Consider the following 22,048-nt stretch of genomic DNA (forward strand, 5'->3'; position numbering starts at 1 on the left):
AATCTTTTAGACGGCCACATCTCAAATTAACATTAATTAGCCATTTCTAAGATAGGCTCTTTTTTAAACAATTTTTTTGGGCTTAATCTAGAAGTTAGGGTTAAATTATTCAATTATTAAATATCATTGATTGCATTCGAATAAAATACCTGTTTTGTAGCACGCCCAATTACGAGTGAAGTAGTGCCGACGCTGGTAAGCTTTAATCAGGTTATGCTTTCCTTCCACTGTTGCATTCGTAAAACGACAAGTGATGGTAATTCACGATCTCCTCTTGCCAGTTTTTATGACGACATAAATCAAATCACAGATATCAAATCGGACGCTCTAATTTTTAGGATGACTCGCAATAATATCACGTGGAAAATAGCATCTGCTGAGATTATACGTAACATGGAATAGACTGAGATGATATTTACTTTAATTGAGTTTTTAGGTTCCCCTTTCCAATATTATATTATCAAAGGAGAATTTAAATTTGAAAAGTAAAATGATTTCCTTAGTAGCCCTTATCTGTTCATTTGTATTATTTGTTATTGGATTTCAGTTTATTGCTCAAAGTACTGATTGGGGTATGAACAAAGCTATGTTGGTTCTTGCAGAATACCAAAATGCAAAGTCTGATACGTTTGATATCTTTGGTAGTTTCATAAACTCAGAGATTTGGTCGTATAAAATTGAAGGAATATTATTGATATTTGTAGGGATGTTAATGTTGTATTTAGCAAATTCATTACGAAGTAAATAAGTAAAAGTATTCGGGTTCCGAATACTTTTTTTCTTATTTACAATTTAATCTTTAGTTCAACATATAAGTATGAAAAAGGTTGAATTCCTTTGAAAACTTTTGTAAATAAACATTTTACTTTGCAAAGGAATATAATGTTAATTTTTTGGCAATGTATCCTAAAATATTAAAAAAAGAGGGGGTGCATGCTGTGAGTGAACCGAAACAGATCAGAGACCAAATCGAACGGAACAGGCATGAATTGAGTCGTTTGGCGGAGAATCATGGCATGCAGGACAACAAAGTCCTCCGACAGTCCATGGTACTGGACGAGCTTATTAATGAATATAATCGATTCAAATATAAAAGCCATCTCAGGAACAGACAACCGATTGCATAATGCAGTCGGTTTTTTGGTCTAATTCAACTGATTGTTTTGCTAGATTAACTCAGCGGATTTCTTCTATAGAAATAGCGTAGTCGACTGTAGCGATACAGTCGGCTTTTTGGCGTTCACCCTGAAACCCATGCGCATAACTTGAAATTCCGTACCAATTCGAGGATTGGCAGGATAGCGAATGATCATTAAAACTGGATATGATGACCCCAGTTATATCCAGATTGATCTGTGAAGGGGGCTCATACAATGATCGGGAGAGGGAGGGATGAACGGAAATGATGGGCAAGGTAAAGGGCTATTTCGGAAAAAATGTAAACCTGCGCACCAAGTTGCTCCTGTTGTTCCTGGCGCTGACGTTGCTGCCGCTAAGCTTGCAGGGAGTGATGAACTACAAACATTTCTCGCAGACGATGGATCGCAAGACCGAGCAGTTCACCATTGATATGGTTCGCCAGATTAACGCTAATCTGAATCGGCTGCTGAAGGACTTTGAGCGGTTGTCGCTCTTGCCGCTTTACGATCAGATGGTACTTGGCATCCTAGACAAATACAACGCTTCAATGGGGTCGGGTACATGGGCGAGGTCTGAGGATTATCTGAAAATGAAGCTCTATACATCTGGTCAAGCTTATGACCGACCCGAGATTCGAGGAATTCATCTGATTAGCAACAGCGGCATTCTGTTCTCCAACCTCGATTCACTGGCGGTCAAGCCGGTATGGGACAGCAGACAGGATGACTGGTTTGCAGAGCTTGAAGACTCGGAAGGGACATGGCGCCTGCTTCCTCCGCATCAACCCGGCTATTACACGGGTGGTCAGCAAGAATCGTATATATCGGTGGGCAGAGTACTTCGAGATCCGGGCACGCTCCAGCGATTGGGTTACATTCTGATTGACATCCGTCTGGAGGCCTTCGGTCAACTGTTATCCAATCTGAATTATGAGCAAGATGCAAGCCTGATGATTGTAGACAGCAAACAGCGTCTGCTGTTCGAACGGACCTCAAACGGAGGAATGTCTGCGTACGAACAGTTGCTAATGCAGGGACAGCTTCAAAACTATGCAGGAAACCAAAAAGTTGTTCTGGATGGGCAGTCCTATCTCTATGTACAAAATCATTCCAGCTATTCTGGGCTTTCAGTGATTAGTCTTACACCTATTGCTGTGATTCAAAAGGAGTCAGGTGAGATGCTCACCTTCACGATATGGTTCGCAGTGTTGTGTATGGCGGGTATAGCGATTCTGGCGGTTCTTTTATCCTATCGCATCACCCGGCCACTGATTCGACTGAAGCACCACATGATTCGGGTGGAGCAGGGAGATTTTAGCCAGCGTGTAGCACACTTCAGCAGTGATGAATTCGGGCAGATAAGCCGGGGTTTTAACCGCATGATGGAAGAGATTCATCGACTGTTCAATGAGGTGTTTCTGTTGGGCATTCAAGAGCGGGAGGCAGAGTTGTCAGCGTTGCAAAGCCAGATGAACCCCCATTTTATATACAACACGCTGGAGTCCATTAACATGATGGCCATTCGCCAGAAGCACGCAGAGGTGTCGGACATGGTGACAGCGCTTGGCAAGCTGCTGCGCTATACGATTGATAAGGTGGACCGGATGGTTCCACTTGGGGAAGAACTTGCTTTTGTACAATCCTATGTACGCATTCAGCAGGTACGTTACGACGGCAAGTTAGAGATTATCTATGACATCGAAGAAGCAATAACGGAGTATTTGATTCCCAAGCTGGTACTGCAACCGCTGGTGGAGAATGCAGTCTACCACGGCATTGAAGGGCAAGAAAATGGAGGAGTAATCTGGGTATCTGCCTTGAAATTTGACCATGAGCTGCTGATTAGCGTGCGAGACAACGGTAAGGGTATGACTCAGGCTGAGATTGATGAGTTAAACGAGTCCATATCGAAACAGCCTTCCAGTCAGGCATTACGTTGCCATGCCGGGGACAGTCTGGGGCTTAACAATATCGCCCAGAGGCTTCGCCTCATATATGGAGAAGGCGGGAGCCTAAGCATTGATGGAAGTCCCGGGCAGGGCCTGGTGGTCACGATATCCATTCAACTTCTACCGAAAGGGGATTGAAGCGCATGTATAAAGTATTGCTTGTAGAGGATGAGACGGTCATCCGTCAGGGACTGAGGGAGTTGATCGTACAAGCGTCTTCTCAGTTTCAGGTAACGGGCGAAGCTTCGAGTGGAACCGAGGCGCTGGATTTTCTGAGATGTGAGGTGCCGGACGTGTTAATCACGGATATCCGCATGCGTGAAATGGACGGATTAACTTTGGTAAGCAAAGCCAGAGACATGTATCCTGAATTGCTAATGCTCATCATAAGCGGCTATGGCGAGTTTGATTATGCACGCAGAGCGATGGAGTTTGGGGTGTTGAACTACCTGTTGAAGCCAATCGATCGCTATGAACTGGCATTATGCATACAAAAGATTCAATTGCTACTGGATCGCAGATACGGTATTACAACTCTTTCTATCTCTGAGCCATCTGGGAAAGCAGAACACGCTGGCGGAGATACACGGAAGATTATCCGAGATGTGAAGGAGCACATCAAGCAACATCCCGATGGAGATCTGCGACTTCAGACGATGGCAGATCTCGTTAACTTGAACCCCACTTATTTAAGCCAGTTGTTCAAGAACGAAATAGGCATCAATTATTCCGAATACATCACTGAGGCGCGTATGGAGCGGGCCAAGTGGTTGCTGATCAACACGGGTCTCAAAATCTATGATGTGGCGCGGTTATCCGGTCATCAGAGCCCCAAACATTTCATGCTGGTGTTCAAGCAGCAGGTGGGATGGACCGCAGGAGAATATCGAGACCGATTCAGTATCTCTTGAAAAACCATACCATTTCTGTAGTTGACGTGATTTATGAGGGAACGATGCTTTCGTTATACTTTGGTTGCACATGTATACCACGACGTCCATAAGGGGGATTTCCATGAAAAAAGCAGGACTGATACTGATGCTTGTACTCATGATGATGGCTTCAATCGCGTGCGCAAGCTCCAATTCTAACAGTGAATCTGGGAGTGCAGGCGGAGAGAATGGAGAGGTCGAGCTGAAGTTCATGATGTGGGGCAATCAGGCGCATATGGATGTATACAACAAGTTGATCGATGACTTCACGAAGGAAAATCCAGGCATCAAAGTAACGATGGAATCCGTACCTTTCGCAGAATACCAGCAAAAAATTTCGGTGCTTGCCGCCGGAGGCTCTCTTCCCGATCTCGCCTGGGTATCGGAGCGAATGGTGCCACAATTCAAGTCCAACCACATTCTGGCCGATGTATCCGAGTTCAAGGATGATGCTCAGTTTAAGCTGGATGATTATATTCCAAGTACATTGGATTTGTTCCATGATGGCGATCAATTGCTAGGGCTACCTTTCTCTACACCTCCGGTGGTCATGTTTTACAATAAAACGCTGTTCGACCAAGCCGGCCTGACTGATCCAAACACACTTGCCACCCAAGGACAATGGACATGGGAACAGTTCGAAGAGTCCGCCAAAGCCATTACCAGCAAGGATGCGAGTAACCGAGTCTATGGTGCCAACTTTTTTCGCGATTGGAAGACCTGGGCGGTGCTTTCCTCCTACTCCTGGTCCAATGGAAGCGGTCCATTCGATGAAGGCATGACAACGTTCACCTGGAACGATGCCTATGGCGTACAGACCTTTGAATTACTGGAACGCATGATGTTCACCGATGAATCACACCCAAAGGCGGGCGAACAGGTCAGCTTTGATGCGGGTAATGTGGGCATGTTCTTTGATAATTACAGCTATGTTTCCAAAGCAAGAGAAATTACGGATTTTGAATGGAGCATCGCTCCTATGCCTTCCGGCTCTCAAGGCAGTGTACCGATGCTGGGGCAGGCCGGATATGCCATGTTCAACGACAGCAAACATCCAGAGGAAACGAAGAAGCTGTTGAAGTATTTTGCCAATGAGCAGGGGATTCAGGCGACAGCCACCTACTTTGTGCCTCCGCGTACCTCTGTTCTGAACTCGGATGCATTCATTCTCCAGCCGAATAACCCGAGCAAAGAGCATATCGTGCAGGCCGTCATTGATGAAATGCCGAAAGCGCGCTTAATTCCCGGTCATATCCGTTGGCAGGATATCGACAATGCGGTATTGCAGGGATTTGACCGACTATTTGCAAAGACAGCGACAGCTGAGGATAACCTGAAACAAATGCAGGAAGAGATCCAAAGCGTGTTGCAACCCTAAATCATTCGATTGAAACCGGAGGTGAGAACGATGGGCAAATTCAAAGAATTACTTGAACGGAAACCGCTGTCGCTGGTGGTCAGTCTGCCTGAGAATGATATTGGTTTGGCTCGGGCAGCCATGGAAGAGGGCGCTGATGCACTGAAGGTGCATTATAATGTCGGTCATCGCGCCAGCGGGAATCATTTTGGTCCATTGGACATGTACGCCGAGGTGTTTCGGGCGATCCGCAGTGAGTTTGGTGGTCCGCTAGGGGTCGTACCTTCTGGCAGTATTGATGGAGCACAAAGGGAGGATGTGGAGGGACTTTCTGGGCTGGGTTTTGATTTCTATTCCATCTATGCACATCACTTGCCTTCCTTCATGTTGAATGACTTGGGGCTGGACCCAACGTTTGCGATCAATGAAGAATATGATGCTTCCCTCGTAACATCAGCAGCGCACTTCGGCTTCACCGCTCTGGAGGCATCCATTGTACCTGGAAAGGAATATGGTACACCGCTCAGCTTCGCGGATGTGCTCAAGTATCGCCGTCTGGTCTTGCAAGCCCAGGTTCCGGTATTGGTTCCTTCCCAGCGAAAGCTGGTGCCGGAGGATGTTCGTGTCCTGCATGATACCGGGGTCAAAGCGATTATGCTTGGGGCGGTCGTGACAGGCAACACGGAGGAACAGCTGCGAAGGACTGTGAACGGGTTTCGTAATGCGGTGGACAGTCTGAACCGTTCGGACTATATAAGTTGAACTAAAGAATATTTACACTTGTCACTCCGATGCCAGAACAACCTTCCGATCGCTGTTATCCCCAGATTTTTTTTGAATCCCTTATATAAAGGGGAAATCCGGGGATAAGCATATGCTTCCGATGCAGCTTTCTTCCAGAAAGCTTTTAGGCGACCACTTCGCTTCTTCAGGTTTTTTCTGTCCTCTACGTTCTTGTGTAAATGTATAGTTCACCTTATATAGAATCGTCGCAGAGTTCAGCTTCAGGAGGAAATTTGATTATAAAGGGGGCCTGAATTGTGACCCATTCACGCAAGCGTACAGGAAGGGGGCCGCTCGCCAGAGAGGCCCAGATCGCGGGTTGGCTGTTTGTATCGCCAATGGTGCTTGGGTTTACCCTGCTGCTGTTATTTCCCATGGGTCTTGCGTTATACATGAGCCTGACCGATTGGCCTCTGCTGGGGGATCATCATTTTATTGGATTGGATAATTACGGGAATATTATGACAGACGCGATGTTCTGGAAAGTGCTTGCCAATACGGTTTATTTCACAGCGGGGCTGGTGCCGCTTAATATTGTGCTCGCCCTGCTGCTCGCGTTGCTGCTATCCAGAAATCTGCGGGGTATCGGAATTTTCCGAACCGCCATCTTTGTTCCGGTCATGACTTCGCTGATCGTATGGGCCATCGTGTGGAAGCTGATGTATGCGACAGAGTCGGGATTGATTAATCAGCTTCTGTTGATGACGGGTATCAAGGGTCCGGCCTGGCTTTACAATGAGAATTTGGCAATGCCGGCGGTTATCGTGACAAGTGTGCTGAAAAATGTAGGTCTGAATATGGTGCTGTTCATTGCAGCCATTCAGCAGGTACCGCGTTCACTGTACGAAGCAGCAACATTAGACGGGGCGGGCAAAAGGGGAACCTTTTTTCACGTCACGCTGCCCATGATCACACCAACGGTGTTTTTGACTGTGGTCATGACCGTGATTGGTTCACTCAAAGTATTCGGGCAGATCTATGTGATGACACAGGGCGGGCCGAGCAACAGTACAAAAGTATTGGTTTATTATATCTGGGAAAAAGCATTCAAATTATTTCAGTTTGGCTACGCTTCTGCTCTCGCATATGTACTGTTCTTTATCGTGCTAATTCTGACACTGCTGCAATGGCAGCTCCGAAAGAGGTGGGTATTCAATGAAGGCGATGCCTAGTCCTTCGGGGCGGAAGATAGGAAGTACTCTGGGGACGTATTTGTTGCTGACTCTAATTTCCCTCATTATGATTGTGCCATTTATCTGGATGATATCGACATCATTCAAGGAACCCCAGAGCATATTCACCTATCCACCGCAGTGGATACCGGAACCATTCCGATTTCAGAACTACATCGATGTCTTTCGATTGATTCCGTTTCACCGTTTTTATTGGAACAGTATCTACATTTCTGCGTTGGTTGTGCTGGGAACAGTATTTTTTGCTTCTCTCGCCGGTTATGCATTCGCCAAAATTCCGTTTAAAGGACGTAATGTGGTATTTCTCATCCTGCTGAGTGCAATGATGATTCCCCATGAGGTGACGGCGATTCCGATGTTTCTATTCATGCGGCAACTGGGGTGGATTGATACCCATCTTCCGTTGATATTATTGCCAATCTTTGGCGCGGGCGGTGTATTTGGCATCTTTGTGATGCGGCAGTTCTTCATTACGGTGCCAACGGAGCTGGAGGAAGCGGCGATGATCGACGGCTGCAACCGATTTCGAATATACGCGCGAATTATGCTGCCCATTGCCAAGCCGGGTATGGCTACGCTGACGATCTTCACGTTTGTGACCATCTGGAATGAGTTTTTTGATCCGTTGATCTTCATTAACTCGCGTGATCTAATGACGCTGCCGCTTGGATTATCCCTTTTTACAGATGAAGTGGGTACAGCCTGGCAATATCTGATGAGCTCCACCGTCATGGCGACCTTGCCACTGTTAATTGTTTTTTTCCTGGCACAACGGCGGTTCATTGAGGGGGTTGCCATGACGGGACTGAAAGAGTAAGCCGTGTAATACGTGCAATAGAACGGAAGGAGGAACAACATTTGCGTGAACGGATGAGCATGAAAAAGGAAGAAGCAGATGTCGTTATTGTAGGAGGGGGCCCTGCGGGTATAGCGGCAGCCATTGCGGCTGGACGGCAGGGTATACGAACAGTGCTGGTGGAGCGATACGGATTCGTGGGCGGGATGTCAACCGCTGCTATGGTCTATCCCTGGATGACTTTCCATACGGAGCGTGGTGAGCAGGTCATTAAAGGTATTGCGCAGGAGATTGTGGATCGTTTGCAGGCGCGTGGCGGCTCCCCGGGGCATTTGCGTGATACGGTTGGATTTGTGCATACCGTTACGCCGTACCATCCAGCCATCTTTCAGGTGGTTGCGGCAGAGCTGTTGCAGGAGGCCGGTGTCCGGCTGTTATTGCACAGTTTTGTGGATGAAGTGGTCGTTGGGGACGATCGGGTGGAAGCGGTGCGAGTGACAAACAAGTCTGGACGAAAGGAGTTCCAAGCGAACGTATTCGTGGATGCAAGCGGTGATGCGGATCTGGCTTATCTTGCTGGTGCTTCGGTGGCGAAGGGGAGAGATGGCGATAACCAGTCTCAGCCAATGACCATGAAATTCCGCATGCGTGGTGTCGATCTTGGACGAGTGAAGCAATACATGCAGGAGCACCCGGAGGATTTCTATGCCAAGACCCCATTCTCCGAGCTGGACAGCATTCCGTTAACCGGCGTGAGCGGCTTCTATTCCCAGTGGAAAAAAGCGGGTGTGCCGATTAATCGCGATCAGGTATTATTTTTTACCGGACCGGCAGAGGATGAAGTGCTGATTAATTGTACGCGAGTGCAGGGACTCGATGCGACGGATGCCGAGGATCTGACCTCTGCGGAACAGGAAGGCCGGAAGCAGGTGCTGATGATCGCTGAATTTTTGCAGCATGATGTCCCAGGCTTCGAACGGGCTTCGATCTCGGCAGTAGCGCCGCAGATTGGCATTCGTGAATCCAGGCGGATTATTGGGCATTATGCGTTGACCCAGGCGGATGTGGTTGCGGGACGGAAGTTTGACGATGTGATTGCCAGAAGTGGTTATCCGATTGATATTCATGACCCTTCAGGTCAAGGCGTTGTAGCTGCCTTTATAGAGGGAGACGGGGCATACGATATTCCGTACCGCTGTCTGATTTCTCAGAATATTCGCAATCTGTTGGCGGCAGGACGCTGCATCTCCACCACACATGAGGCGCATGCTACGACAAGGCTGACTCCGAGCTGTATGGCTACGGGGGAGGCCGCGGGGACAGCAGCTGCATTAACAGTGAAGATGAAGCTTGATCCGGAGGAACTGCCGATCGCGCTGCTACAGGCGGAATTACGTCACAACGGAGCGGAGATTTGAGGGACAAACCAAAGAAGACTCCGTAACCACCATTGAGGTGGAACTGGAGTCATTTCTTGGGGTTCTTCCCACTTCAATTCATCCGTGCCTCAAGTCGCCTTGCGACAATGGACAGCGCGTAGTTGATGACAAAATACAATACGGCTGCGAGCAACAGGGCTGGGATAATGTAATCGAAACTTTGACCGCCAAGGATCTGCACGTTGTGCATTAGCTCCGGCAGGGAGATGATGATCGCCAGTGAAGTATCCTTCAGGAGTGAGATGAACTGGCTGACCATCGGCGGAGACATGCGGCGTAGCGCCTGTGGCATGATGATGCCACCGAGGGTCTGCATGTAGCTAAGTCCCGAGGAGCGGGCGGCTTCCACCTGACCGCGCTCAACGGACTTCAGACCGCTACGGACGATCTCGGCGATCATCGCGCCTTCAAACAGACTCAGTCCAACAACTGTGGACCAGAAGACGGACATTTTAATCCCGAGCTGTGGAAGTACCATGTGGATGAAGAAAATGATGAGCAGCAGCGGCAGATTCCGGATCGTATCCACGATCACCGCCACGATCTGTGACAGAACAGGGAGGCGGGTATACCGCACCGTACCCAACACAGTTCCGAGCACGAAGCTGAATACAATGGATAGCCCTGCTACCTGCAGGGTGATCAGGAATCCTTGAAGCAGGAACCGAAGGTTGGGCCACGCATAGGCCCCGCTAAAGTCCATATTTTATTAGCCTCCTTCTGTGTGCAGGAATGGAATATCGAAGATTAATAGATGGAGCATGGACTGTGTATAGAGCAATTCAAGCACCGTAGCATTACATGGTGACCTGACCCGCAGGTTTGTTCTTTTTCGGCTTGCCCTTGGTGCGCGCCTCTGCATCACTCTGTCCAAACCTGCGCTCCATATAATGCACCAGGAAGCTAAGTGGTAGTGTCATTACCAGATAGAACAGCGCAACAATGGTGTACACACTTAGCGGTTGGAACGTATCCGAGTTAACCAGGTCGGCAAAATACATAAGATCCATACCGGCGACAACGGCAAGAATGGATGAGTTTTTGACCAAATTGATGAACTGGTTGCCGATGGACGGCAGTACAATCTTGATGGCCTGGGGCAGAATGATCAGGTTCATGGCCTGTACATAGGACAAGCCGGAAGACCTTGCTGCTTCCAGTTGTCCACGCGGCACCGTCTGAATGCCCGCTCGGATCGCTTCGGCAATGAAAGCGGCGGTGTAGATGGTCAGACCCAGAGTACCGGAGACAAACCCATCCAGCGAGATGCCTAGTGCAGGCAGTCCAAGATAGAAGAAAAACACAACCAACAGCAATGGGATGTTCCGGATAAATTCCACAAAAGCCGTGCCAATCCAGTTCAGCGGTTTCACAGGAGATATCCGAAAGATGGCCAGGATTGCGCCAAGGATAAAGCTGCCGATCAGAGCTATAATGCTCACTTGAATGGTATTCAGGAATCCTTCCATAAAACGATCCGAGTGTCGCATCAGTACGTTGAAATCCAATGTGCCCATATAGGCGAAGCCTCCGTTCTCCAGATGTAGAAACGGCGATTACGCCTGCTTATGTATCGCATCCAGCAGACGAATTCGCCGCTTACCCATCTTAATTCGGGTTACTCGGGCTTGGAGCCCAACCATTTCTCATGTAAGGTGTCATATTCCCCGCTGTCTTTCATGCTTTTGAGCAGCGTGTTGACTTCCTCCACGAAGGCAGTGTCGCCTTTGCGAATGGCCATACCATAAGGTTCGCTTGTGAAATTGCCACCAACCAATTGGAAGCTGTTATCCGTCTGTTGCATACCGATCAGGATAATGTTATCTGTAGTCAGCGCTTCGCCTTTACCGGCTTTGAGAGCGGTGAACGCATCCTGATAATTATCGAATTCGAGCACCTCGGCATCCGGGGCTTTCTCGCGAATGTTCTGAGCGGATGTGGAGCCTTTCACCGCGAGTACTTTCACCCCGCTGAGGCTTTCCAGGCCGGTAATCGCACTATCATTTTTCACCAGCAGGGACTGCCCTGCCTCGAAGTAAACATCACTGAAATCCACTTGTTCCTTACGCTCATCCGTAATCGTCATCGTGGCGATGATGATATCAATGTCTCCATTTTGCAGCATGGGAATGCGTGTTTTGGAAGTAACCTCTTTCAGTTCTACTTTGGTTTCATCCCCAAGAATCTGTTTGGCGAGTGCCTTGGCTATATCAATGTCGAATCCTTCAACGTTGCCGCTGGCCGGATCTTTCAGGCCGAACAACTTCGTATCGTATTTCACACCAGCAATGAGTTTACCGCGCTCTTTAATTCGTTCGATCGTGCCTTTGGCCTCGGCGTCACCACCGCCGCTCGTCGAAGGTGTATCTGTATCTGTACCTGTACTACAACCGGATAATACCAGCGACAGAATGAGGACAAGCATAAATGATGGCCATTTGAATATGTTCTTCATGAATAAAGACCCCTTTTCTAAATGGAATATTGGATTATTCTCAATGATGAATCAGACGGCTCAGGAATTGCTGTGCTCGTTCTTCTCTGGGGTTGTCAAAAAATTCAGCGGCGGTAGCCTCTTCAACAATTCGGCCTTCGTCCATGAAGATGACCCGGTCCGCAACTTCGCGGGCGAATCCCATCTCATGGGTAACGACAACCATGGTCATGCCATTATGAGCAAGGGAGCGCATAACATCGAGGACTTCCCCGATCATCTCGGGATCGAGTGCAGAGGTAGGTTCGTCAAAAAGCATGATTTTGGGCTCCATAGCGAGTCCTCTGGCGATGGCTACCCGTTGTTGCTGTCCACCGGACAACTGGGAGGGATAACTGTCTGCTTTGTCGGCAATGCCCACCCGGGTCAGATACTTCATTGCCGTTGTGGCTGCCTGTTCTTTGGGTTGTTTGCGCACCTTCATGGGTGCAAGGGTAATGTTATCGATGACTTTTTTGTGAGGATAAAGATTGAAGTGTTGAAATACCATGCCGATGTCACGGCGGAAGAGGTTAATGTCCACCTTTTTCTGATGTAGAGGAATCCCACTGACGACAAGTTCACCTTCGGTAATGGTCTCCAGGCGGTTAATACAGCGGAGTAACGTGCTTTTGCCGGAGCCGGAAGGTCCGATAATGACGACGACCTCTCCTTCTTCAATGTGAAGATGGATATCCTTGAGGACATGAAAATGACCGAAATGCTTCTGGACACCCCTAAATTCAATCAAGAGTACACCCCATCCTTTCTGCAACGTTGGTTTGTAAAAGGGATAATAAGGAATAAATTGAAACTAGTTATTTAATCATACATAGTCATCCTGCTTATGGCAATTAGTTTGTGATAAAACATGACATAAGTAACAGGAATTCTAGGGCTATAGCCAGTAATTGTGTTATATATCTGTCATATTATTGAATGTCTTGTGACGAATCCTGACAGAAAAATGAATCGAATCTCCTAGTTGTTTACCAACCTTTGGAATAGATGTATAGAGTATACTGGGAATGGTGTTTGATTTATGACTCTCATCATAAAAACAAATTCCATCAAGTTCTAACCGTACATGGCAAAAAAGCTCAACCCTGTGTATCATGCCATTGATATGATGGAGCGAGAGAGTACCTATCTGAAAGGAAACTAAGAAGGTAGAACGAAATGTTGATCCCATAACGATTCCATTACAGGTAGAGAGGATGATTCTGCACGATGAATACATATCACTCCCCAATGTCGACAGGAGCAGGTGCCCGGTCTGATATTCGAGCTTATGAAGCTAATTTGCCCGTCATCCCTGCTCAGGATTTTCGAATTACAGACTATGGAGCTGTTGGAGACGGCGTAACAGATAATACGGAGATGTTCCGACTTGCCATCGCTTCATGTGCTGAAGCAGGAGGAGGTAGAATCGTAATCCCTGCGGGGGTATGGCTCACAGGTCCAATTGTAATGCGCAGCCGGATCGAACTGCATGTGGAAGCAGGTGCACTGGTTACGTTTAGCCGAGATTTTGATCAATACCCATTAATTGCGTCGAGCTTCGAGGGCTGGCAGGTTGTACGTTGCCAATCCCCAATCGATGGTGATCAACTGGAGGATATTGCGATTACCGGTGAGGGGATATGGGATGGAGGCGGTGAAGCCTGGCGTCCGGTTAAACGCTCCAAAATGACGACTTCACAGTGGAACCGATTGGTGGCTTCGGGTGGTGTTGTTGAGCAATCTGGTGGGGAGGAGGAAATCTGGTGGCCTTCCGCATCTGCACGTGAAGGAGGTGCCATTGCGAATCGGTTACATAAGGAGCAGGTACGTGATGTCGCATCTTATGAAAAAGTCAGAGACTTTTTACGCCCCAACATGGTCAGCTTGCGCAGATGCAAACGGGTACTGCTGGACGGTCCAACGTTCCAAAACTCGCCTGCATGGAATCTGCACCCTTGGGCATCTGAGCATATAACCATTCGTAACGTGAGCGTGCGGAATCCGTGGTTTTCTCAGAATGGAGATGGGCTGGACATTGAATCCTGCCGTCATGTGGTAGTGGAGCAGAGTGTATTCGATGTCGGCGATGATGCGATCTGTCTGAAATCAGGCAAGGATGCCGAAGGCCGTGAATTGGGTCTTCCATCGGAGTACATCACCATTCGGGATTGCACGGTGTATCACGGTCATGGCGGTTTCGTAATTGGTAGTGAGATGTCCGGTGGTGTGCGGCATGTGCGTGTGTCGGATTGTACGTTTATCGGCACGGACATTGGACTTCGCTTCAAAAGCGCACGTGGACGCGGCGGGGTGGTTGAGGATATTCAGATTGAGCGCATTTATATGAAAGATATCATTATGGAAGCCATCTCGTTCTCCTTTTTCTATGCGAATCAGGAAGGGTCTGCCCGGGGCAGTGATCTGTCTCAGGAGATCAGCGAAGAGACACCAGTGTTCCGGGATATACGAATATCGGATGTGGTCTGTGCCGGTGCCGACACTGCGTTGCTCGTGAGTGGATTGCCGGAACAGCCTTTGGATGGCGTGATCATCCAGCGTTACCACGTGCAATCTCGCAGTGGCATCCAATGTGCTCATGCGAAACATCTACATATCGCTGAATTGCAGGCGCAGATTACCGAAGGTCCGCTGGTTCATTTGCACCAGTGCAAAGGGGCAGAGTTAGAGAGCATTCAGGGCAAAGGTGCAGATGGCCGACTTCTGATGGTGACCGGACACGAATCCGCTGGCATCGTATGTCGTGAAGGCGATGCCGACACAGACGGTCGTCAGATCTCTGTGGGTCCTGAGGTACGAAGTGGTGTGATCATTCGCAGGTAAAAGGTAAGTAGTAGGGGTTATACAAGTTGGTCCAATTCAGCCGCAGTGGCGTAGCCATAGATCCAGTAATCGCGATGCCTTTCGATATAAGGAATACGTAATCTCTGGAGCAAGGCTACCCACTCGGCTTTTATATGATGTTATCTGATGATCTACCGGTGTTCCTTGCGATAGCGAAGCGGTGTTGTACCGGTGACTTGTTTGAATGTTTTGTTAAAATGAGCCGTATGCTCAAATCCTACCTTCTCTGCGATCATTTGTACCCGCTCTTGTGTGGACAGCAATCTTCGCTGTGCCTCACGGACCCGGACAACACGTAGATATTCGCTAAACCGAAACCCGGTAAACCGGCTGAACATTCGGCTCAGATAGGATGGACTGATATAAAAACGATTTGCTGCACTCTCCAGCGTAAGTGGTTCGGTATAGTTGCTATTCACATAAGTGACAATTTCACTGATTTTGTCCTGCATCGGATGCAAGGGACCGGGGCATGACTGCTGGATGTTCTCCTCTACCCGATGAATACGGATCAAAAGTTGGGCAAGCAGACTTCTTACGGCGATCTCATAGTGAGGGCGTCGCTCTTTGCATTCTTGCAGCATCTGCCACAGTATACGCTCCATCTCGGGCTGTTCTTCTTCAGGCAGGCGAAGGAGTCTTGAACAATTAAAAGGAAGCAGACCACATATGCCGAGTTCCATCCCCGTTGCAAAAGCAGGCGAAAAACCGATTAATATTCGTTCGAAGCCGGGAATACTTCCTTTGGAGGTAGTATGTACATCGTGTGGATTAATCAGAATAAAATCACCCTTGCGGGCGGACAGAATCTGACCATTCATGGAATAAACTCGTTCACCTTCAAGTAAGTAATACAATTCGTAGAATGGATGAGCGTGAGGCTGTGGCATACCGTTACCATCATGTCTCCGCATATGTTCAATGGTAAATGAATGTTCACCGATTCGATATTTGGGTCCAATCCGATCCTCTATGAGACTCATGGTACAGCTCCCCTCTGCTTCACGGATTAACAACGATATCCATATCATAACGGAAAATCCATCTTTTTGTAAACGCTATCATTGGAAATCGTGTGCTGTCAAGGTGACAAAACTTGAATGATGTTTTAGAGTAGGGGGAGAGAGGCGAAACTCTAGTTAAGGAGTGTCTCCAATATGATTTGGAAGGAAGGAAACAGGTTATGACGACACATGAATTATCGCCATTGGTTGCTGCGCTCAATATGCAGCCTCACGTTGAAGGCGGTTGGTATAAGGAAGAATGGAAGGCATCTTATCAGATTCCGCAGTCCGTTCTGCCGGATACATACTCCGGCCCACGATTCTCGGCAAGTTCTACGTATTTTCTGCTGCACGCACATGAAATCTCCGAGTGGCATACGGTTCTGTCCGATGAACTTTGGCTGTGGCACAGCGGCAGTCCGGTTGAGCTGAAGCTGGGTGGCAACGGGGAGAACCCGGAGAACGAGGAAGTTCTTGTTCTGGGGATGGATATTGCTGCGGGGCAATCACCACAGGTGCTCGTTCCTGCCGGCGTATGGCAGACAGCGCGCCCGCTGGGTGATGAGCCTGTATTGGTAACGTGCGTAGTAGCACCAGGTTTCCACTTTGATGATTTCAAGCTGGTATCCAAAAGCGAATAGGTTTTGATATGTGAAAATCCCGATCGGAGATGCTCAGGGCATCCGAATCGGGATTTTTTTGGATTGAGCGTCACTTTTGGCAATAACTAATCACTTTGGATTTTCGTTACTCATCCAGCTGTCCACATAAAACTCCTCATGATAATCCGGTTGCTGAGCGAGTTCTTTGAGCTTCTGTTCAGCTTCTTCAGCGGTAAGATATTCTCCAATAACTGCTGTAAACTCACCAGTGGACGTTTTGAGGAAAGAGATGTCCTCATCCGGATAGGATTCTTTAATTATACCCATCGATTCTCCAAAAGGCATTGATTCTGTGCGGAGAGAGTATACCTTCCGAGGTGTGACCGGTTTGCCGTCGGAAGTCAGTTTCACTTCCAGGTATCCAGGGTTCTTGAATTCCGTTACGGCATACTGTACCTCTTCTTTTAAAACAACTACGAATCCGACGGAAGAGTCGTCTAAAATCATGGAACCATAAACATCTTTCACTAAAGGCTGGGTCATAAAGTCGGCTTTGACTTTCTCTACATCCATGTAACGTGCACCGCTAAAAGTGAAGAGGACACGATTCGGTGCTTCTTTGTGTTCGACATTATAAGAAGGTGCATCATTGGCCTGATCCTGTTCGTCGGTGCTAAAATTAATTTTAAGTGTATTTTCGGTTGTCTCCGTGCCAATGGTAACTCCATCTGTAACTTTACCTCCATCGCCAAATTGCAACACCTGAACAATAGATCCGACCACAGGTATTTTGGACATGGCGTTTGCTACGGAAGGGATGTTCACCACGAAGAGAAAAGCAACACATGCCGCTATGACTGAGGCATAACGAATCATTCGAGATGAATTCTTGCGAGCAGTGGCTCTTTTCTGGGCATGACGAATAACGTCAGTAAGTTGAGCAGGGATTTCAATATTTTCGTAACGGTCTTTGCCTATCATACGTTCTCAACCTCTCCTTCAATCAAATAAAATTTTAATTTTTTGATAATCCGATAGAATTTGGACTTAACTGTATTTTCCGGTATGGAGAGCACTTCAGCCATCTCTCGAAAAGGAAGATTCACAAAGAATTTTAATATGATATAGGCTCTTTCCTCGGGGATAAGCCGGTCCAGTGCGTCATATAGATCCATTTTTTCTTCCAGCGACGCCCCTCGCTCTGGAGCCACAAACTCCTGAATATGATCCTCCATATAGGTCACTCGCTGGTTGCGTCGAATATGATCTATCGCTGTGTTAATCACAATTCGTGACATCCAGGAATCAAAATAAGTCATGGACTCCATCTTTCTATAAGCGATGTACCCTTTATAGACCGCTTCGGATACGATATCCAGCGCTTCTTGTTCATTTTTAACATAGCAGTATGCCAGTCGATATAATTTATTTTGAATCTCTGTTATTTTTTCGCTGAACTGTTCTTCTTTTGTCTTTCTATGGTTCAGTCTAATCACTCCTGATCCCCCCTGATAAACCTAAATATTCAAGTCACCGCTTGTTCCAGGCCTGGATTCTGTATAAGTGCTTGAGTTCGCTTGACACTCGTTAGACTGATGAGGAGACAAAATAGTTCTAAACGGTCAAAAAAAATTTTTCTTTCGACCTGAGTAGGATAGCGAGCCTCGCCTTCATTCTTAACAACGAATAGACTGCCTATAACATCACATACCAAAACACCCGCTCTTCTAAGATCGAAGGCGGGTGTAATCGAATTAATCTGCTTATATTAGAAGTTAAAGTTGTCTGGATCGGAACCAAAGCGTTTGTTCTCGTTCAGGCCGTTAATCTGCTCTACTTCTTCCGAAGTTAACTCAAAATCGTAGAGATCGGCGTTGGCGTAAATACGCTCAGGTGTAACGGATTTGGGTATGGTCACGATGCCGTTCTGCAGATCCCAGCGCAGAATCACTTGTGCGGGGGACTTGCTGTATTTGGCGGCGATGTCCTTCAGCAACGGATGATCCATCAGATGACCTTGTCCGAGCGGAGACCAGGCTTCGATCTGAATCTGATGTTTGTTGCAGTACTCACGAAGCTCCGATTGAATCAATAGTGGATGAAGTTCCACCTGATTGACTGCAGGTTTGATCGTGGCATCAATCATCAAGTCTTCCAGATGGTGAATCTGGAAATTGCTCACACCAATCGCACGGATGCGTCCTTCTTTATGGAGTTTCTCCAGCGCTCTCCATGTATCTTTGTACTTGCCCTTAACCGGCCAGTGGATGAGATAGAGATCCAGATACTCCAGTTCGAGTCGCTTCATGCTCGCTTCGAAGGCAGCTAGCGTGGATTCATATCCCTGATCACTATTCCATACTTTAGTGGTAATGAACAGATCCTCACGGGCTACTCCAGATTCACGAATACCCTGAGCGACACCTGTTTCGTTGTTATATGCTTTGGCTGTATCAATACTGCGATAACCAGCTTGAATGGCCGTTTTGACAGCATGAACGACTTCGTCTCCGTCTTTAACTTTGAATACGCCAAAACCTAGCCAGGGCATTTTGACTCCGTTATAGAGCGTGGTTGTGTCCTGCACGTGTTTCATGGTCCGAAATTCCTCCTCTTATGGATTCTTTGTTCCACTATGTAATTACCCTGCTGTCCAGCAGCCAATCGATATAGAAGGGCCGTCTTGATTGATTATACTAAAATCTCCCTTGTATTGGAAAAGGAAGTGATCCACATAGCGAAGTAAACGCTCCAAATATCCTTTTTCTCCAATCAGAGGTTTGGTTTTGACGCTTGTGGGTGATAAGATGAAGTATACGAAATATGGAAGTTAAGACTTCGCTAGTGGAGAGTTTACATAAGCATTTTGCATAAATCCCATGAGCGTCTTCCAATCAGCAAGATATAGATCGAAATGATCCTGTTCGTCTATATCTTGTACCCGTGAGCGCTTAGAATCGAATTATGCAAGATGCTGACATAAGAAATGAAGAAGTGCGTAATCGGACTATTCTGGGCCGTGCGATTAACGATAAAGGAGCAAGAATACAATGGCTAAACCTAAACAAACCAAAAAAGCAGCTGCCTGGTCTCTCGTAGTCATGGGAGCGGGATTTGCTGCATCCTTGCCGTTCCAGGGCGTTCCTGTGGGCAAGTTGCTGGTAGGATCATTTGAAGCGGGACTCGTAGGTGGACTTGCGGACTGGTTCGCCGTTACAGCACTATTCCGTCACCCGCTCGGCATTCCTATCCCACACACAGCATTGTTGCCGAAAAATCGCGATAAAATGACGGAAGGTCTGGTCTCCGCAGTAGAGAATAACTTGCTCAACAAAGACAGCATTACCGAGAAAATTGCAGATTTCAAAGCAGCAGAGACGGTGCTCGATACGTTGACACGTGAGCTTCACAGTGACGGGATCAAGATCATGATTGATACGCTCTGCAAACGAATTCTGGCTGGTCTGCCGTTAGAGCAGATTGCTCCGCTCGTAGCACGTGAGATCAAGTCACAAGCGGGCGCCTTTGATCTGGGTCCGATTTTGGAACGGGCTGCTCACCAGATGACAGAGCGGGGTTACGACGCCAAAGCGCTGGACTACGGATTAAAGCAAGCCGAGGAGTGGCTGGTTAAACCCGAGACGATCATGTTTTTGGGTGAAAGCGGCATGAAAGCCATCAGCGGCATTCAGATGAACGGATTGATGCAGTTTGCGATGAATGCATTCCTTGGTTATATGAACGAGGAGCGTCTGGGTGGCATTTTACAAGGATATCTCTTCGATCGGGTAGAGGATATGAAACGTGAAGGCAGTGCTCTAAGGTACAAGGTGCTTGATATGGTACGTACCCAGACAGTGCGGCTGGCGATGAGCGAGGCTATGCAAGATGGAATCAACAGCTGGAAGAACAATATGCTGGAGGGCTGGAACGCAGAGGAAACGGTGCTGAACAAACTCACCGAACTGAGAGACAAGGCACTCGCCGCGATGGAAGATGGACAGTATGTAGATACGTATGCACTGCCTGCCATTGAGCGGGTATTGGTTGATCTGCGGGCAGATGACGCGTTGATGACAGGCATGAATGCCAAGATCGTAAATGGCGTCACAACACTGCTGGAGAAAAATCATTCCAAAATCGGTAAACTGGTACGCGAAAATGTGGACAAAATGGACAATGCCACTTTGGTTTCGATGATTGAGGATAAGGTTGGACAGGATCTGCAATGGATTCGGATCAACGGAGCCGTTACCGGATTTGTTATCGGGATTGCGCTGACTGCGCTGCAGATGGCATTGGCATAACCTAAAAGAGCCACCCTTGAAGTAATGGGGCAAGGCTCTTTTTGTTATGCAAATATCAATGGAGATATAGATACGCATCTTTTTTCTATTTAGAGGTTAACTGCTTGGCTTGCCCTGGCAGATCGTCCGCTGTGACCTCTTCCCAGTGTGTAACACCACGCAGCGTGGATACATATAGTTTCAGATAGGCTCCATTTTTGAGTAGCTTACTGGTGGAGAAGCTGAGTGTTTTGGATTTTCCTTCGTCTGTATAGCCGATCAGTTCATAAGCATATCTGCCATTGTCATCCTTGTTGACTGTAGTCTGATTCACAGTGGTATAGTAGGTTGTTTTGCCGGCAGGGTTATCGGGAGTCAATTTAGCAGGGTCCATGAAGAAGAGCCACAGGCAAGTCAGAATAACGAGTACCAATGCGAGAATAGTGAAAGCTTTTTTCATGTTCTTGTCCTCCTTTGATCTCGGTAAATTTAGGACGATGCGATGTCTTTATATTTCAGGCGGCGGATCGACCAGGTAGCAAACAGAAGGATAAAGAGACTGTTCATGAAAAGAAAGACGATATTCTCCGAGGATGTCAGTCCCTTTTGACTCAGTACACCCATGCCTATGGTTAACAGGGAATAGGGGAATAACATGCCGATTTTTAGCACATACATGCCCAGTCCCAGAAAGACCGCACAAAGGCTGATGCCAATTGGCGTCGCGAAGCTTCGTATCCGTATCGATAACCCCAGTTGCAGTGCGGCAATGGAAATAGAGGCGAACCATCCTCGCAGGCTCCACACCACCGTTTCCATCGGGAACGGACCCGGAATGACGAACAGTTGGCCTGCTGCCCAGTACATGAGCATGAAGAAGGTTTGAGCCGAGAAGATCAATATGCCGACAATGACCAACTTGGCAACAAACAGGCTGGTGACCGAAACCGGAGAAGCCAGAATCATGTTCCAGTTGCGATTGCTGTGTTCCAGGCGGCATACAAAGGCACAACAGATAGCGATTAGGATGGGTAGAAAGAATTCCCCGTAAAATAAACTGACCTGTGTCCACAGGCTGTACCACCCGTTTTGTAAAGCCGCTTGATTGAAATAAAAGTTAAAGCATCCGATCAGCAGGCTGATAATAGGCAGAATGGCCAGTACCAGGCTGATCCGGGAATGCCGAAGTTTAAGCCATTCGGCGGAAATGCTCCTCAGCATGTGTTTCCC

General features: G+C 47.6%; 22 protein-coding genes and 1 pseudogene. 12 read left to right on the forward strand and 11 right to left on the reverse strand.

Annotated features, from left to right (window positions below):
- Positions 1-123 precede the first annotated feature (123 nt).
- Positions 124-286: pseudogene (locus AC1S8V_RS02060) on the reverse strand (transposase); the annotation flags it as partial.
- 192 nt (positions 287-478) lie between these two features.
- Between AC1S8V_RS02060 and AC1S8V_RS02065 the strand changes: the two are divergent.
- From AC1S8V_RS02065 to AC1S8V_RS02105, 9 genes are all read left to right on the forward strand, one after another.
- Positions 479-748: a hypothetical protein gene (locus AC1S8V_RS02065; RefSeq protein WP_482072224.1), complete on the forward strand. Its 270-nt coding sequence runs from the start codon at positions 479-481 to the stop codon at positions 746-748.
- 190 nt (positions 749-938) lie between these two features.
- Positions 939-1,127: a Spo0E family sporulation regulatory protein-aspartic acid phosphatase gene (locus AC1S8V_RS02070; protein ID WP_347397282.1), complete on the forward strand. Its 189-nt coding sequence runs from the start codon at positions 939-941 to the stop codon at positions 1,125-1,127.
- Positions 1,128-1,402: 275 nt separating this feature from the next.
- Positions 1,403-3,226, forward strand: a complete 1,824-nt coding sequence (locus AC1S8V_RS02075) for a sensor histidine kinase (protein ID WP_482072225.1) — start codon at positions 1,403-1,405, stop codon at positions 3,224-3,226.
- 5 nt (positions 3,227-3,231) lie between these two features.
- Positions 3,232-3,999, forward strand: coding sequence for a response regulator transcription factor (locus tag AC1S8V_RS02080; protein ID WP_482072226.1), 768 nt, complete (start codon positions 3,232-3,234; stop codon positions 3,997-3,999).
- A gap of 103 nt (positions 4,000-4,102) precedes the next feature.
- A complete protein-coding gene (locus AC1S8V_RS02085) occupies positions 4,103-5,398 on the forward strand; it encodes an ABC transporter substrate-binding protein (RefSeq protein WP_482072227.1) in 1,296 nt (431 codons plus the stop codon).
- 30 nt (positions 5,399-5,428) lie between these two features.
- The gene (locus AC1S8V_RS02090; protein WP_482072228.1) at positions 5,429-6,139 is read left to right on the forward strand and encodes a hypothetical protein; all 711 of its coding nucleotides are present in this window, start codon (positions 5,429-5,431) and stop codon (positions 6,137-6,139) included.
- A gap of 278 nt (positions 6,140-6,417) precedes the next feature.
- Positions 6,418-7,332, forward strand: coding sequence for a carbohydrate ABC transporter permease (locus AC1S8V_RS02095; RefSeq protein ID WP_482072229.1), 915 nt, complete (start codon positions 6,418-6,420; stop codon positions 7,330-7,332).
- Positions 7,316-8,170 carry a carbohydrate ABC transporter permease gene (locus AC1S8V_RS02100; RefSeq protein WP_482072230.1) on the forward strand — a complete coding sequence of 285 codons (855 nt, stop codon included), beginning with the start codon at positions 7,316-7,318 and terminating at the stop codon, positions 8,168-8,170. The genes AC1S8V_RS02095 and AC1S8V_RS02100 overlap by 17 nt, the downstream gene beginning before the upstream one ends.
- A gap of 59 nt (positions 8,171-8,229) precedes the next feature.
- Positions 8,230-9,567, forward strand: coding sequence for an FAD-dependent oxidoreductase (locus AC1S8V_RS02105; RefSeq protein WP_482074365.1), 1,338 nt, complete (start codon positions 8,230-8,232; stop codon positions 9,565-9,567).
- Positions 9,568-9,640: 73 nt separating this feature from the next.
- On the opposite strand, the gene AC1S8V_RS02110 is transcribed toward AC1S8V_RS02105, so the two are convergent.
- The 4 genes from AC1S8V_RS02110 to AC1S8V_RS02125 all read right to left on the reverse strand — a co-directional run bounded on the left by AC1S8V_RS02110 (position 9,641) and on the right by AC1S8V_RS02125 (position 12,812).
- Complete coding sequence (locus AC1S8V_RS02110; RefSeq protein WP_482072231.1) at positions 9,641-10,291, reverse strand: amino acid ABC transporter permease; 651 nt, start codon at positions 10,289-10,291, stop codon at positions 9,641-9,643.
- Positions 10,292-10,385: 94 nt separating this feature from the next.
- Positions 10,386-11,105, reverse strand: coding sequence for an amino acid ABC transporter permease (locus AC1S8V_RS02115; protein WP_482072232.1), 720 nt, complete (start codon positions 11,103-11,105; stop codon positions 10,386-10,388).
- Between the two features lie 101 nt (positions 11,106-11,206).
- Positions 11,207-12,043 carry a transporter substrate-binding domain-containing protein gene (locus tag AC1S8V_RS02120; protein WP_482072233.1) on the reverse strand — a complete coding sequence of 279 codons (837 nt, stop codon included), beginning with the start codon at positions 12,041-12,043 and terminating at the stop codon, positions 11,207-11,209.
- A 40-nt stretch (positions 12,044-12,083) separates the two neighbouring features.
- Positions 12,084-12,812: an amino acid ABC transporter ATP-binding protein gene (locus AC1S8V_RS02125; protein ID WP_482072234.1), complete on the reverse strand. Its 729-nt coding sequence runs from the start codon at positions 12,810-12,812 to the stop codon at positions 12,084-12,086.
- 479 nt (positions 12,813-13,291) lie between these two features.
- Between AC1S8V_RS02125 and AC1S8V_RS02130 the strand changes: the two genes are divergently transcribed.
- The gene (locus AC1S8V_RS02130) at positions 13,292-14,905 is read left to right on the forward strand and encodes a glycoside hydrolase family 28 protein (RefSeq protein ID WP_482072235.1); all 1,614 of its coding nucleotides are present in this window, start codon (positions 13,292-13,294) and stop codon (positions 14,903-14,905) included.
- Positions 14,906-15,057: 152 nt separating this feature from the next.
- On the opposite strand, the gene AC1S8V_RS02135 is transcribed toward AC1S8V_RS02130, so the two are convergent.
- Positions 15,058-15,909 (reverse strand): helix-turn-helix transcriptional regulator, encoded by an 852-nt coding sequence (locus tag AC1S8V_RS02135; RefSeq protein ID WP_482072236.1) that lies wholly within the window; start codon positions 15,907-15,909, stop codon positions 15,058-15,060.
- A 200-nt stretch (positions 15,910-16,109) separates the two neighbouring features.
- Between AC1S8V_RS02135 and AC1S8V_RS02140 the strand changes: the two genes are divergently transcribed.
- Positions 16,110-16,571: a cupin domain-containing protein gene (locus AC1S8V_RS02140; RefSeq protein WP_017691032.1), complete on the forward strand. Its 462-nt coding sequence runs from the start codon at positions 16,110-16,112 to the stop codon at positions 16,569-16,571.
- A gap of 90 nt (positions 16,572-16,661) precedes the next feature.
- Here AC1S8V_RS02140 and AC1S8V_RS02145 read toward each other — a convergent pair whose 3' ends face one another.
- From AC1S8V_RS02145 to AC1S8V_RS02155, 3 genes are all read right to left on the reverse strand, one after another.
- Positions 16,662-17,513, reverse strand: a complete 852-nt coding sequence (locus tag AC1S8V_RS02145; RefSeq protein WP_482072237.1) for a DUF4179 domain-containing protein — start codon at positions 17,511-17,513, stop codon at positions 16,662-16,664.
- Positions 17,510-18,028 carry a sigma-70 family RNA polymerase sigma factor gene (locus AC1S8V_RS02150; protein WP_482072238.1) on the reverse strand — a complete coding sequence of 173 codons (519 nt, stop codon included), beginning with the start codon at positions 18,026-18,028 and terminating at the stop codon, positions 17,510-17,512. Before AC1S8V_RS02150 ends, AC1S8V_RS02145 begins: the two co-directional genes overlap by 4 nt.
- 272 nt (positions 18,029-18,300) lie before the next feature.
- A complete protein-coding gene (locus tag AC1S8V_RS02155; protein WP_482072239.1) occupies positions 18,301-19,128 on the reverse strand; it encodes an aldo/keto reductase in 828 nt (275 codons plus the stop codon).
- A 454-nt stretch (positions 19,129-19,582) separates the two neighbouring features.
- Between AC1S8V_RS02155 and AC1S8V_RS02160 the strand changes: the two genes are divergently transcribed.
- Complete coding sequence (locus tag AC1S8V_RS02160; protein ID WP_482072240.1) at positions 19,583-20,839, forward strand: DUF445 domain-containing protein; 1,257 nt, start codon at positions 19,583-19,585, stop codon at positions 20,837-20,839.
- A gap of 85 nt (positions 20,840-20,924) precedes the next feature.
- Here AC1S8V_RS02160 and AC1S8V_RS02165 read toward each other — a convergent pair whose 3' ends face one another.
- Positions 20,925-21,278 carry a YxeA family protein gene (locus tag AC1S8V_RS02165; RefSeq protein WP_036616662.1) on the reverse strand — a complete coding sequence of 118 codons (354 nt, stop codon included), beginning with the start codon at positions 21,276-21,278 and terminating at the stop codon, positions 20,925-20,927.
- A 29-nt stretch (positions 21,279-21,307) separates the two neighbouring features.
- Positions 21,308-22,039, reverse strand: coding sequence for an ABC transporter permease (locus tag AC1S8V_RS02170; RefSeq protein ID WP_091038112.1), 732 nt, complete (start codon positions 22,037-22,039; stop codon positions 21,308-21,310).
- Positions 22,040-22,048 lie beyond the last annotated feature (9 nt).

Source organism: Paenibacillus sp. B46(2026) (assembly GCF_056786355.1).